This window comes from Aquisediminimonas profunda (assembly GCF_019443285.1).
Taxonomy (GTDB): domain Bacteria; phylum Pseudomonadota; class Alphaproteobacteria; order Sphingomonadales; family Sphingomonadaceae; genus Aquisediminimonas; species Aquisediminimonas profunda.
This window is the reverse complement of record NZ_CP080327.1, coordinates 1,182,830-1,196,230: the sequence shown is the minus strand read 5'-3', so window position 1 is coordinate 1,196,230 and position 13,401 is coordinate 1,182,830. Positions and strand designations below refer to the sequence as shown.

The 13,401-nt window shown below is 54.0% G+C and carries 10 protein-coding genes; 2 read left to right on the top strand and 8 right to left on the bottom strand.

The genetic code is table 11. The annotated features are described in order from the left end of the window. Positions 1 to 38: 38 nt before the first annotated feature. The 4 genes from K0O24_RS06055 to K0O24_RS06040 form a co-directional block, all read right to left on the bottom strand. Positions 39 to 815, bottom strand: coding sequence for an SDR family oxidoreductase (locus K0O24_RS06055; RefSeq protein ID WP_219894979.1), 777 nt, complete (start codon positions 813 to 815; stop codon positions 39 to 41). Positions 816 to 977: 162 nt separating this feature from the next. After that, on the bottom strand, positions 978 to 2,411 hold the full coding sequence (locus K0O24_RS06050) for a class I adenylate-forming enzyme family protein (protein WP_219894978.1): 1,434 nt from the start codon (positions 2,409 to 2,411) through the stop codon (positions 978 to 980). A 119-nt stretch (positions 2,412 to 2,530) separates the two neighbouring features. Then, a complete protein-coding gene (locus K0O24_RS06045) occupies positions 2,531 to 3,703 on the bottom strand; it encodes an LLM class flavin-dependent oxidoreductase (RefSeq protein WP_219894977.1) in 1,173 nt (390 codons plus the stop codon). A gap of 296 nt (positions 3,704 to 3,999) precedes the next feature. After that, complete coding sequence (locus K0O24_RS06040; protein WP_219894976.1) at positions 4,000 to 4,164, bottom strand: hypothetical protein; 165 nt, start codon at positions 4,162 to 4,164, stop codon at positions 4,000 to 4,002. Between the two features lie 307 nt (positions 4,165 to 4,471). Between K0O24_RS06040 and K0O24_RS06035 the strand changes: the two genes are divergently transcribed. Beyond that, positions 4,472 to 5,638: an acyl-CoA dehydrogenase family protein gene (locus tag K0O24_RS06035; protein WP_219894975.1), complete on the top strand. Its 1,167-nt coding sequence runs from the start codon at positions 4,472 to 4,474 to the stop codon at positions 5,636 to 5,638. A gap of 350 nt (positions 5,639 to 5,988) precedes the next feature. On the opposite strand, the gene K0O24_RS06030 is transcribed toward K0O24_RS06035, so the two are convergent. Together K0O24_RS06030 and K0O24_RS06025 are read right to left on the bottom strand one after the other, a co-directional pair. Next, on the bottom strand, positions 5,989 to 6,576 hold the full coding sequence (locus K0O24_RS06030; RefSeq protein ID WP_219894974.1) for a TetR/AcrR family transcriptional regulator: 588 nt from the start codon (positions 6,574 to 6,576) through the stop codon (positions 5,989 to 5,991). Between the two features lie 366 nt (positions 6,577 to 6,942). Continuing rightward, on the bottom strand, positions 6,943 to 8,829 hold the full coding sequence (locus tag K0O24_RS06025; RefSeq protein ID WP_219894973.1) for a tannase/feruloyl esterase family alpha/beta hydrolase: 1,887 nt from the start codon (positions 8,827 to 8,829) through the stop codon (positions 6,943 to 6,945). Between the two features lie 372 nt (positions 8,830 to 9,201). On the opposite strand from K0O24_RS06025, the gene K0O24_RS06020 reads away from it, so the two are divergent. Further along, complete coding sequence (locus K0O24_RS06020; protein WP_219894972.1) at positions 9,202 to 9,750, top strand: cupin domain-containing protein; 549 nt, start codon at positions 9,202 to 9,204, stop codon at positions 9,748 to 9,750. Positions 9,751 to 9,997: 247 nt separating this feature from the next. Here the strand turns inward: K0O24_RS06020 and K0O24_RS06015 are convergent, their stop codons facing one another. Together K0O24_RS06015 and K0O24_RS06010 are read right to left on the bottom strand one after the other, a co-directional pair. After that, positions 9,998 to 10,741 (bottom strand): HpcH/HpaI aldolase family protein, encoded by a 744-nt coding sequence (locus tag K0O24_RS06015; protein ID WP_246611183.1) that lies wholly within the window; start codon positions 10,739 to 10,741, stop codon positions 9,998 to 10,000. A gap of 212 nt (positions 10,742 to 10,953) precedes the next feature. After that, positions 10,954 to 13,374, bottom strand: a complete 2,421-nt coding sequence (locus K0O24_RS06010; protein ID WP_219894970.1) for a TonB-dependent receptor — start codon at positions 13,372 to 13,374, stop codon at positions 10,954 to 10,956. Positions 13,375 to 13,401 lie beyond the last annotated feature (27 nt).

The window sequence follows — 13,401 nt, the reverse complement described above, 5'->3', positions numbered from 1 at the left end:
CGGCGGTGCTTAGATCTCTTGCATACCAGTTCTCGTTCCTACCCGCAGGCAAGCCGGGTCAGTGCCACTCCTCCATCGACGACGAGTGTAGTCCCGACGACGTAGTCGCCCGCTCGAGATGCGAGAAAAATTGCGGCGCCCGCCATATCATCGCTATCCCCAATACGTCTGGCCGGAATTTCCCGGGCCAAAACTTCCCCCTCATCGCGAGCAAGATAATTCATTTCGGAGGCAAACGCGCCCGGCGCAATCGCAGAGACTATGATATTTTCCTTCGCGAGACCCAGCCCCAATCGCTTCGTCAAATGTATCAGTCCCGCCTTGCTGGCTGCATAAGAGTATGTCTCGAGCGCATTGACGCTAACGCCGTCGACCGAGGCAATGTTGATTATCTTTGCTGGTCGATCAGCGCTTGCCGCCTTCCTAAGGGCTTCGAGCAAGGCCTGGGCCAAAAAAAACGGCGTTTTGAGATTGATATCGAAGGTCTTGTCCCAACCCGATTCCGGGAATTCGGGAAAATTTGCACCCCACGTGGCACCCGCATTGTTCACCAAGATATCAAGCCGGTCTTCAAGTGCGAGGTAATTTGCCGCCAAAGTCCTTGCTCCGTCGGCGCCAGATGCGTCACCAGGCAGGGCTATGCATTCGCCTAGAGATGAGAGCTTTCGCGCGGTTTCTTTACACTGCGCGGCCTTCCTGGCAGTGATATAAACCTTGGCGCCAGCCTTCAAAAAGCCCTCTGCGATCATCGCGCCAATGCCGCGGGAACCGCCAGTAATCAATGCGGTCCGCCCGCGAAGTGAGAAAAGATCCATTGCAGGTCCTTGTTGCCGAAAATGAGAACCATTCGTTTCTTGGCGAACTTGAGTCGATCGCTTTGAAGGGGACACGACACTGCTGCGATCTTTGGCCGAACTTCCCTGGTCTAAGAGGGATAATTTGAAAACGCTGCAGCAGTTCATCGTCGAGCGGAACCATCACATCGAACACTTTTCCGCTTCGATGGCCCATTTAACGAGTGTTTGACGCGAGAGCTTTCCGGACGTGTCGACTGGCAACCTGTCCAAGAAATAGATCGCCCGAGGAATGCGATAGGCCGTTGTACGGCTTTTGAGCCAGGATACCAAGTCATCCGCCAAAAGCTCGGCGCCCTCGGCCCGTACAACGAAAGCTATAAGCTTCGTGGTCCAGACTGGATCGTCAATCGCAACAACTGCGCAGCTCAAGACTTCTGGATGGGCGTCAATCAAAGCGCTCACTTCGACGGTGGAAACGCGATTACCTCCAACGTTAACCTGATCGTTGACGCGCCCGGTTACATACAGAAACCCGTCTTTATCTCGGTAGCCGATATCGCCTGTTGCGAACCAATCTCCGATTGGTTCTTCCCCTACATAGCCGGAGAAGAGCTCGGGGCCCCGCAACAAAATTTGACCTTCCTTGCTCTGTTCGACATCGTCCTGGGTCCCGGGATGGACGAAACGCAAGTCGCGCATAGGGAGCGGCAAGCCGACGCACCCCGGACGTTCAAGCAAGTCTTGCGGACGAGCCAGCGCAACATTGGGATGTTCGCTCATGCCGTAGAACAAGTAGGCATCCGGGAAATACTTGGCCAAACGTTCTCGGCTCTCTGCGTCGAGCTGTTCGCCGCCGACCATCAGGCCGCGCAGTCCGTCCCACCCGGGACCTTGAAGTCCATCATGCAGCTGCGCCAGGCGCAGCATCGTTGGCACACAATAGGCCCCCGAAATATGCTGGTCCGCAAAACGTTGCCCCAGATCTTCACCAAATGCGCCGATCACTACAGTGCTACGGAGGATAATGACGCCCATAAGGATAGTGATGAAGACTGCGCTCGCGAAAGGAACCATCAACAGGTAGCGATCGCCCTCTCCTAATGGGTAGCCCAAAATCTGCAAATTGTGTGAGGCCGCAAAATCCGCGCTGATTGAGCGTTGCACGACTTTTGGAACACCCGTCGAGCCTGATGTCAAAAGCATGGTATTGATCGCATCCCCAGATCGGCCGACGGGCTGAATCGGCAGCCGTTCGTTCAGTTCCCTCTCGGAAAGCGCAATCAAGCCCGGCAGATCGCGCCCAATCAAAGCAGTCGCTCTGGTCCTCCGGTAGATTTCGAGCGCCAACTGGTCCGGAACGCGGCTATCCACCATCAAAGCAGGGCGACCAGCAGCACCAGCGCCCAATACTGCTGTGGTGTGAAGTAGTGCGTCGGGGGTGCTGATCATGACAGGCCCCGAACCATCTCGAAGAGCAGCGGCAGTCTTCTGCATTCTCTCTGCGAGTTCCCGGATCGTCAGCTGTTCCGAGCCTTGGCTGAGCGCTACCCAATCTGATTTTGTAGACTTTGCCAGCTCAATAATCAGGCTTGGCCAGTCTGCTGCATCAGCCATCACACTATTCCATTGCATCTATCAAAGGGCAATGAGCGCTGTTGTGCAAACAGCAGTGAAAACTTTCATACCTTCCCAAATGCCAAGTTGAGCACGGCTGACAAGAACAACTACATCATTCATGCGACTACTGGCACGACTTCTTGGCCGATCAAGGTAATGCTCCGGCATACTTGCTCATGCGTAAGAAAACCGAATTGCTGGAGTGTCAAAAGTCGGTCGACACCGATCGCTTGAATCTTCTTGATCTTGCCCAAGCAAGTTTCCGGATCGCCGATTAGGACGGAGTCAATTCCGCCAATAACCTCGTATGCCTCTTCAGGATCAATCGGCATACCAAGGAATTGCCGGTTCAAAAGCCGGACAGCGGGATGTGGATCATCTGGATCACAGGGCTCGGGAACGTAGTCATCAGCTGTCGCCTGCCGCCAGCTCACGCCTCCCGGGTGAGGCGTAGCACGCACGCCAGCAATCAAGCCCTCGCGCGGCACCTTGAAGTATTCAGCCGCACGGTTGACATACCACATCGCCGATTCCGCGGCTCGGCTTTCGATTGCGGCCTGGCGCGTGGGTGCGCAATGGAGAAAGGTAAAGAGCGCATAACCGAGATTTGGCTGAACTATATCGCTGGACCTGACGGCAGCGCCCTCGTTGAATTTAACCTTGAGGTCGATAGTGGTTTGCAGGGGCTGCAAGATCGTCGTGCCTAGGAATCCCAGTCCGAGCCTTCCTGCGTTGAACGCACCTTCTGGCGACTGACCACACGCCCACAACCGCGGAAACTTCTGAAGCGGCTTTGGAATGATCTGCGTTTTGGGGATCTTTACGAGATCGCTATCCCAACTGAACGGCTCATCGGACCACATTTTTGGAAGCATCCCCGAAAGCTCGTCGAATTGACGCTGAGTTACCTCTTTGGGCACCTCGAAAACATCCCACTCGTTTGCGGATGACCGGGCGAGGCCCATCTCGAGCCGCCCGCCGCTGATGATATCCAGAAAAGCTGCTCGCTCAGCGAGACGCACCGGATGGTTGATCTTGTATGGCGTCAAAACACCCGCGTGGCCGATCCGCAGCCTCTTCGTCGACATCGCAAGAGCAACGTGAAACATTTCCGGAGTCGACGACTGACTGAATTCGCCTGCGCCGTGATGTTCAACAGACCACCAGGCACCATAGCCCAACTCATCAACTAGCTTGGCCTGCTCGATGGCATTGTGAATGACGGTAGCCTCGGCTTCGGGACTCCATTTTTGCGCTCGCTGAAGCTCCGAAAAAATATCTATAAACATCGGTTCGTTCCTTTAGCTACAGCTCCATCCAAGCTACGATCAGACGAGACCCAACGCTACGGCAAGTGCACATCCGTATCCGTGAATTCCACTACCGCAATGGCGTGAGCCTCGCGCCGCTTCTCCCAGACAAGCTGCCGGTTTGTCAACAAAGAAAAGTTGTCGACATCACTTTCACTCTTTATTGCGAACCTTTGCCGGCGGCGGGTCTCATTGCGACGCATTTTGCGTCGTTACGCCGCTCCTTCGGGACAATTGTCGGGTCAGCGGTTGTTAGGTGAATAACCACGCGATCGTCAACATTCATCAACTTCGGCGGCCGCCTTCGCCAACCTGGCGGCAAAACCCCACCTAAATGCCGACTTGGTTAGGGGCTGTCCCGAATCGGTGGCGAGCAATTGGATTCGGATGATCACATTCCATGTGCTCGCGCCCATATTGAAGGCTTCTCCACGCGCCATGCGCTGGGCTCCTTTCGACGCTGTTTGAGCCGCCAAGACCAAGGTCCGACAAGGTCGCGCGCCATCTGGCAAACGGGTTGGGATTGAACAAAGGTGGCAAAGGCGTATCCTCAGATTCACGGACCGAGCAAGGGAGAGGAACTCCCGATCCCCAGCTCCGCAATGTGGTGGCGCTTCCTAAAAAAATCTTTTGCAAATCTGACGTCGGTTTTCCTTTTTTTAGTTCAGCGGTTGACAGTGACGAGTCCTGGCGCAAGGATCAAAGCTGCATTTCTGCCAGAAAATCGAAAAATTCGGGATATGACAAATGGACTTTGAACTCGGTGAGGAACGGCGTGCACTTCGCCAGACGCTGCGCAGCTTTTTCCAGCGAGAAGCACCCACAGCTGAAATCAGCCGCCTAGATCGTGAAGCCATCTTCCCAAGGGAAATCTACAACAAAATGGCGGAACTGGGCCTTTGCGGGATTACCATACCTGAACAATATGGGGGAAACCCAATGGACGAGATCTCGCGCTGCGTGGTCATGGAGGAGATTGCGCGAGCCGGCGGATGCCTCATTTATGCATTTGCCCCGTCCGTTGCATTCTGCGGAGTTGGCATAGAAAGATACGGCTCGGAAGAACAGAAGGAGAAGTTTCTTCCTGGAATTGCCTCTGGCAAAATCCGCATTGCAATGGGGCTGAGCGAACCAAATTCAGGCTCCGACCTGGCCAGCCTTGCCACAAGTGCAGTTCGAGACGGCGACAACTATCTGATCAACGGTCAGAAAATCTGGACTACCGGCGCGGATACCGCTGAATACATCATGGCGTTTGTTCGCACCGACCGCGAAGCCCCCGGCCATCGCGGGCTGTCCATCCTGCTTGTCGATCGGACGACTCCGGGTATAAGCGTGCGTCCTATCCCAAAGCTTGCAGCACAAGCGACGCACACCTGCGAGGTGTTCTTCGATAATGTAGTGGTGCCGGCAGCGAACCTCTTGGGCCCGGTTGGCGGAGGCGCAAAGATGATTTTTAGCCTTCTCGATGCTGAAAGAGTATATGTTGCAGCACAAGCCTGTGGAATCGCCCAGGGCGCTTTTGAGCAAGCTCTGACTTATGCAAAACAACGCAAGCAATTCGGCACAGAGATCATAAACCTTCAAGCCGTCGGCCATATGTTGGCTGAGATTGCCTCCGAGATCCAAGCTTCCAGACTTGTTTGCTGGCACGCGGCCTGGCGCCTGGACCAGGGCCTGTCGTGCTCAACGGAGGCATCCATTGCCAAAATCGTCGCGACGGAGGCAACGACCAGGTGCATAGGCAAAGCCATGCAAGTTATGGGCGGCTATTCTTATGCTCTGGAGTTCCCGCTTGAGCGTTTCTGGCGGGAGACCAAATTATATGAGATCGCCGGCGGGACCAATCAGATTCAAAGAAACATCATTGTGAAGAATCTTTTGGCACGTGATGATATTGACTATTTTCCGTAGTGAATTTTGCCATGGGTGACGAGGGTCTTGTCGAGACATTCACTCCAGCATTCACTGCCCCAGGCAAGACATAGTGCATTTGAGTGCCTAACAAATGGCAGAAGTATTATCCGAATTATTTGCGAGTTCCGCAGCGTATATGGCGGCAACCACAGCCTCAGACATTCGGCAAGCACATCGATAATGCAACTTGTAGTGCCAACAAGATCTGCGAGTTCGCAACCATGCTTTTAGCAAGTTGCTGGGCGACATTGATTGTATCTTTAGACCGCTAGGCGAACCTTTACTCGCTCATTACCTGACCCATTCGGAACGCCCCGTTCAAGTCTACAACGCGGCACCAGAGCTTGTCATTTTGCCAGGACCGGCTGCCAAACTTGAGGCAAGAAGAGTACGCGCGCCCAAAGATTAACAAGATGTTCGGTCAGGTTCTCTGGTTCGCGCGCAGGGATCTTGGATGGCAAGACAAGCTTTCGGTAGACCGCATGTTCAGTCATGCACGTAAGCAACTCGGCTGTATAGATGGGATCAATCCCAGGACAACCAATGTTGTCCTCCTGCGCCCGCGTAATCAAGCGCGCAATCTTCCTGTAAATCCGGCTACGCAGCTCACTCCACTGCTCCTCAATATCCCTGTTGAATTGGGAAGTCTCCCAAAGGATTTTGATTAGATTTCTGTTTTCCATAGAGAACTCTATCGTCTGGACTGTGGACTTGCGCAGTGATTGCATGGGATTCGAAGGGTCGTATCGGGCGCCAAGGAAAGTCGTCGCATACGCTTGGTCGAAGTAGATCGAAACTATCGCGAAAAGTATGTCATCCTTGTCGCTGAAGTAACGATAAAAGGCGCCGAGCGAGAAGCCGGCGCACTCAGTAACATCTTGAACTCGTGCGTGGGTATAGCGCATTTCGCTGAAAACTTGCCTCGCGGCGTCCATCAAGGCAGCCTTTGCCCTAAGTCCCTTTGCCCCCGTTTCAGAAACAATTGCCTTCGCCGCCCGAGAGTGCTTACTCAGAGTTGCGGGCTTTCTCGGGACCCTTCGAACTGATTTTCCTAGCATATGAGGCAGTACCTTTCTAAGCTCATGTATCGCGTCTTGGAGAGCTCAATTAGACCTTCAACAGCAAGAGCTCGCTCGTTTTGATGATCATCGCAGCAAAATCGGCCAGCTTCGCGGCTCGTCGAAGCCGTGCCTTCACTTCACTATAGCTTGTGAAGGTTTTCGTCGGCCGGCCGCACTCCCGTGAGCCGGCCAAAGAATCCAAAATTCTTCCTGGATCATCTAGAATCCAATCCCCGTGAATTACTTGCATGTGTAACTTTCTGCCGAGTTGATATCGCCAGAAACATAACTGACCCGAGAGGGATACAAACACATCGGCAAAGTTTTTTGAACGGGAACGTCACTTTCTGATTGCAGCACAATGCTTACTGGCGCGGCGCCCTTCTCGACCCAGGCTGTAAGCAGATCATAAACCTCGCCTTTGCCCGCACGGATGATTGGCGGATTCGCATTCGGGTTTGACGTGCCATTGCGAGGACCATGCCACATGCCCGGAACCAGATAGAAGCGATAGAAGTTCTGCACGTTCTTCAAGCCGTGCATCTGCGCAATCACGCTGTCATAGTATTTTTCGGAACCGAGAAACGGAATAAAGGGGTCGTCTGTTCCGTGATAATGTATCAGTTTTCCTCCACGCTTCTTGAAGGCCGACAGGTCTGGTATCTGGCTGTCAATATAGTCCCAGCTAGATTGCCGCTTCTCGGTCAAGTCAAAGGCCTCGGACAGCTGCTCATATGTCAGCGACTTCCAGCGATCCATTCCGTTGGTCCGTGCATTACGAAATGTCGACGAAGCGAATGCGGGATCCTGAAGTGCCAGGCCCGCCATATCGGCCGCCATTACGAACGCCTGATTCGATGCCGTCACGAGAAGGCTGGTTCCGCGCGCATAGCCGAACCATCGTCGCTTGCCGGTCAACGGACCAAAACCGTTGTCAAAGGCCGGACTTGGGACGCTGCCATCAGAAGTCATCCCATACCAGATCTTGTTAATTGCATTCGCTTGCTGCGGGGTCACACAATTCGGGGTTACGTTGTTTCCGCCGCTTGATGCACACAATACTGCCGGATCCCTGGCGGGGTCATATCGACAGGACTTTTGGTCGATAACAAAACCGAGATGCTTTCCGTCGAGAACGTCGCAAGCAGCAATTGCCTGATTTGACACAAAGTCCAGCTGCTCGTTGGACATGTAGCGGCCACCCAAATCGCGCTGGATGACGATCTGCGGGTAGAGGGAAGCAAGTATAAATTTCGAAAAATACACAGCAGGAAAGGCGGCAATGATTCCATCATAATCTCGCGGGTAACGCTGTGCCAAGGCAAGGGCTTGCCTGCCTCCACCCGATCCACCTTCAAAGTATCTATATTTTGGTTTGCGACCATAATAGGCGGTCGCAAGCGCTGTGGTCATGACTGCCTGGACATGCAACGATCGGCTCGCATAATCCCTCCACAGCACCGTGTTGCTGGTCCCGTCAGGATTCATTGCAAAGGAGCCATCAGTAGCCGAACTCATGTGCCCGGCGTCAGTGCTGGAAACGACCGCTCCCTCTCGCGCCGCAACGGCTGACGTTAACTGCAGGTCGTTGCTGAATGACGTAGAGTTCTTTGCCGGATCGCTCTCAACGCCCCCAGCCCAACCGCCCGTGCCAACGGCATGTAAGCGACCGTTCCATGCACTTTTTTCTGGGAGCCATATCTCGATGCCAATTCCTGCCGAAGTCGATGCAGAATCGGCAGGACCAGGATTTCCTGGCCCGACCAGCAACTTAACAAGGCAAAGATCGGCCTCGACCGTCTTGGAGATGCCGGAATTGGCAAGATACCACTCAAACTCAGCAGAAAGTTGATCTCCCTTGCGGAACTGCTTCACCTGGATGACCGTTGCCCTCGGATCAGGCTTGAATTTTTCGACGATTGATTGGTCGCAGGAAAGCCCAGTTTGGTCGGGGGAAGTTACCCCCTTAACTGGTTTTGCCAATGCTCCGCATGCCGCCGCGGCAGTAGCCAGAACCATCCCTAGCCGTGTTATCAGCTTCAACCCTGACATACTTATTACGAGCCTTCCTCTAACGGTTGGAACTTCGCCGCAATTGCGGCAGCATTTGAATTCAAAACAATTCAAACACACCATACCTGCCCTTAGCGCATCGATGGCCTCGCCGATGAACTACCGGCGGCAACCCCGAAGCAGAACCGCCAAGTCCTGATGTTGCGTGCTTACCCTCCTGCCCCGTCAATCTCGCTGGCCCGGATTCGAAAACCCAACCCAACAAGCATCAAATGAAGAGAATCTGACATCATTTTTTAATCTTGGCAAGGCCGAAGGGATGGATTAGCCTGCAAAGAATGCTCCGGATAACTATTTCAGGCAGAAGAACGGCGTTCAAGTCAACGAAGGTTTGCCTATGGCAATTCTGTTGCTTGATGAAAATGAGTATCCGGAACCTTGCTGAGGCTTGCCTTGGCATCCACCGGCAAATTGGAGTAAGATCAGATGAAAAAGCTTAGGCGAGTGATTGCGGGGATCGACGAAAAGGGCGTGTCGAGGTTTACGGCAGACGAAGAAATTGAAGCGGTTACTCCTCCAACACTGGGAACCGACATCATCCAGATATTCGGCAGTGATCAGCAGCTGACAGTCCCTTATGATGGCAAGCCTGCAGAAGGATTGCGCTTCTTCCCCAAGGATGCGTCAGGCTTTCGCTTTATCATTTTCACTTATCCCGCAAAAGCCAGCCCACACCAGCTTACCGACGACCCGGCAGCCCATGCAGAAACAGAAAGATTGACACCGGGCATCGGGGAAGCCGTGTCCGGCTCTGGGGGAATGCATGCGACCGCGACCGTCGATCTTGAATACGTCATTTCGGGAGAGCTGACGCTAATTCTCGACAGCGGGGAACGCAAAGTACTCCGCGCCGGCGATTGCCTCGTGCAATGTGGCACGCAACATGCCTGGCTCAATGAAGGCGACGAACCGGCAACAATGCTTCTTGTATTCATCGGGGTGAATCAGGACGTCTCAAGATTCCCGGCAGTTTGAGAAGGTGGAAAGCTGCAAACCCTCGTTAGTCAGGTTGAATCCACTTTATCCAAGCGGCAACTGCCAATTTGCGCTCAGGGTAACATTAGCCGTCGGTCTTGGATATGAGCCGTCCTGGGAGTACCGATCCAGCATGACCGGTAGACGCTTTTTCTGGGTCTCGCGCAGTTTGCAAAGGGGTTATCGACGACGTCCGCATGCTGGATATGAAATCTCACCAAATGCTAACGGCTCCCGGCACTAGTTCTTACTTGCCCCGGGCTTCCCTGACTAGCTGCGCTGCTGAAGATTGGAGCAAAAGCAAATCGGCAGTTCCTGCCAACAGATCGGCGTTCGCATCGAAACCCAGGAACCCCACACCAAAAACCCGCTTGCCGCGTGAATGTGCCGCATGGCTTACCTTGTCCCAGGCAGGCTTCAACTTCTCGGGTTCTGACCGCAGATCTATGCCCATGTCGTTGGAAAGGTCACCGGGCCCAAAGAAGAGATAATCGACGCCATCCACCGCAGCAATTTCATTAATGTTTTCAACGCCCTTCCTTGTCTCGATAAGGGGAATTGCAATGGCGTTGCTGTCCGAATTCCGCTGGTGTTCAGGCCAACTCTCAGGGCTACAGAAGTTGGCCGCATATGTCGCAGAACACATACCACGCACCCCTTTTGGCGCGTAAAGGCTCGCTTCGACTGCACGACGCGCCTGTTCCGCGGTTTCGATCTTCGGGATGAGCACACCATGAGCGCCCAGGTCGAGCGCGGCCTGAATAAGTGTCTGAGAGTTCTCAAGCACCCTTATGAACGGAATAATGCCCCGATGTTCGGCAGCACGAATATGTCCGAGCGCTGAGGAGTTGTCGTGAGGGCCGTGCTCCCGGTCGATAATGACAAAGTCGAATCCGCAGGCAGCCAAGATATCGGTTGTTTGCGGGTCGGTGCTGCTGACGAAGCTTCCTATTGGTCTTATTCCAGAGCTAATGAGTTCATTCAGCCTCATTCGCGCGCCGACAGTCATTTGTGCTCTCCTTGCGATGAAAAGATACACCAACCTGACGCCCATAGCATTGCTTAGGGAAGTCACCAGCGCCTGTGTATATTGGCTTCTACAATTGCTTCACCCAATCCCCAAAGCGAGCACTTGGTTGGCTAAGGTTCATTGGCGAAGTCCTTAGCCGACCAGCATTTACCGGCCGGCCATGACATCAGAAATCACCTCTGAAAAAGCTTGTTGCGAAGCGTGATCTGGAACATCACCGAGCGAGGCTCAGTGACCACACCCTCGAGATCGGAGGGGACAGAATTGGCGGTGCCGGTCCCAAATCCCGAGAAGGTAACCGCGTTGGCGTCGCTCAAGCGAAGCTTGTTGGTTAGATTGCGGCCGATCAGAGCCGCCTCCCAACTATTGTCCTCTGCACGCACGGTGAAGTTGCCGTTCAACAGCCAGGAAGGAGCTTGGCGAGCGCGAGGATCTTCCTGCGGATTCGGGTTATAGGCGCCCTTGTATGCCGCATCTGCAGACACGCCCATTACTATGCCGTCGGCAACGGGCCGCTCATAAGTCGCGCCAATATTGCCCGCCCAATCGAATGCACGCAATAGCCGGTGACCAGTCAAATCCTGACTTTGGAACGCGCCGTTAAAAAGATTCAGATTACACCCGGCAGCAATAGATTGTCCCGCGTAGCAGCCCGAATCGAGCCATGTCCCATATCGTGCATGGTTCCAGGACAATGCACCGCGTAGCGAAAGCCCGGGCACAGCGCGGGGGCTGAACTGTAAGGAAGCATCTACGCCATAACTTTTTGCAGACGTCGCATTTGTGACGATATTCGACACCGTTGCCGGATCAAACTGACCAAGTTGCACGCCGGAGTACTTGTAGTGATATGCTGCAAGGTCAAACCTCACCTGCCGGTTGAACAACGCTGCTTTCATTCCGGCTTCGCCACCCTTAGCTTTTTCCTGAGAGAATGGCTTTTCATTAGAAGAGAGGACTAGATTGTAGCCGCCGGAAATGAATCCGGTGCGGTAAGTAGCATAGATCATCAGGTTATCCGACGGTTTGTATCTCAGGGTCGCCTGCGGCGAGAAATCGTCGAAGCTCTTTGAAGGCACTGGAAAAACCAGTGGCCCCGCAACGGGATTGAATACAGACGCTGTAACCGCCTCGCCAGTCACTGATTTCTTCTCGTGCGAGTATCGACCGCCTATTTCGAAATCGACCTGCTGTGCGAGTGCAAATGTCAATTGGCCGAATACTGAATAGGCTTCAGTCTTTTGCCGGAACCTGTTGTCCGCCAGTGTGACTGGAACGCCAATCGGAGGACCTGAAAAGAGCCCAACATCCACTAGGGCCGGGTAGCGCGAATCATAGTCTTCATGTTGATAAAAGCCGCCAGCCATGAAATTGACCGGGCCGTCATAATGAGAGGTCGCCCGTACTTCCTGAGTAAATTGTTTGTCATGCGCAATGTTGCCGCCAATCAGCAGCGACTGTTCGCTGTACAGGAAGTTGTCCGTGCTTTGCTCCCGCGACTTAAAGTATGTGGACACCGACGCAATCGACAGTTCCGGTGCCACTTCAAGATTGGCGCTGTTGACGATCGCAAGCTGGTTCTGCTTGTGGAAAAGCCCATCCCGGATCAGCGGGTTCCCAGCCTGAAATGCCGGACTGGGGTATCCTATGACAATGTAGCGATCAATCTTGCAATTGGAGATGGCCGGTGGTGAAGGCTCGATAGCTGCGCTGCCAAAAGGACATGCAAACCGCTGCGCTGCGCCGGAGAGGCCGCTGTGCGTGGTGAACCCGCCATAGGAAACCTTCAGAGTATTGTCGAAGCCACCGCCCGAATCATAGCGCAGTGTACCACGAACAAAATATTCGTCCCGGTCCCCCAAGCTCTTGCGCGTGGCAGTGCGCGCAAGGTTACGGAACCAGCCGTCCTGCCCTGACAAATAGCCAACGACACGCAAGCCGAGTCCTTCGGCGAGGGGCGCGGAGACAACGCCTTCGATGAACTTTTGCTTGGCGTAGAATTCATAGCCCGCCTTGACGCTGGCTTCGAAATCGGACCCCGGATCCTTGGAAACGAGGGAAACAACGCCACCCGGGCTGTTCTTGCCGAAGAATAGCGCCTGAGGTCCCTTGAGCACCTCGATACGCTCCATATCGTGAAAGCCCAGTCTTAGGAGATTGCCCTTACCCACCTGTAGACCATCCAGATTGACTGCCACTGCTTGATCAAGTGTCGCAGCACCATTGCCGGCTGAGCCGATCCCCCGAAGTGTGATGTTAACGTTTCCTGCAGTGGTACCATTGGCGACATCAAGCCCGGGCACTTGCGCGGAAAGGCCAGCAAATGATTGCGTGGCGTAAAGCTCGATCTGCTTAGAGGAGAATGCCTGGATCGCGATCGGAACGTCGGAGATTCGTTCGCTCTGCTTGCGAGCGGTAACAATGATTTCCCCATCAGCTGCCGGAGTGGCGGCAACTTTCCCCCCATCGGCCGGAGGAGCAGATTGGGCATATGTCGACGTGGCCAATGTCGAGACCGACAACGCCAGAATTGTTGCTACAGCAAAATCACTAGCCTTCGCTTGGCGAAAAACGACATCATTTTTGATATGCATTGCTATCCCCTCTTCCAAAGTGCGCAT

Coding starts and splice junctions, on each gene's coding strand:
- K0O24_RS06020 (WP_219894972.1), top strand. CDS start 9,202: ATGAAAAAGCTTAGGCGAGTGATTGCGGGGATCGACGAAAAGGGCGTG.
- K0O24_RS06050 (WP_219894978.1), bottom strand. CDS start 2,411: ATGGCTGATGCAGCAGACTGGCCAAGCCTGATTATTGAGCTGGCAAAG.
- K0O24_RS06055 (WP_219894979.1), bottom strand. CDS start 815: ATGGATCTTTTCTCACTTCGCGGGCGGACCGCATTGATTACTGGCGGT.
- K0O24_RS06015 (WP_246611183.1), bottom strand. CDS start 10,741: ATGAGGCTGAATGAACTCATTAGCTCTGGAATAAGACCAATAGGAAGC.
- K0O24_RS06010 (WP_219894970.1), bottom strand. CDS start 13,374: ATGCATATCAAAAATGATGTCGTTTTTCGCCAAGCGAAGGCTAGTGAT.
- K0O24_RS06045 (WP_219894977.1), bottom strand. CDS start 3,703: ATGTTTATAGATATTTTTTCGGAGCTTCAGCGAGCGCAAAAATGGAGT.
- K0O24_RS06040 (WP_219894976.1), bottom strand. CDS start 4,164: ATGGCGCGTGGAGAAGCCTTCAATATGGGCGCGAGCACATGGAATGTG.
- K0O24_RS06030 (WP_219894974.1), bottom strand. CDS start 6,576: ATGGACGCCGCGAGGCAAGTTTTCAGCGAAATGCGCTATACCCACGCA.
- K0O24_RS06035 (WP_219894975.1), top strand. CDS start 4,472: ATGGACTTTGAACTCGGTGAGGAACGGCGTGCACTTCGCCAGACGCTG.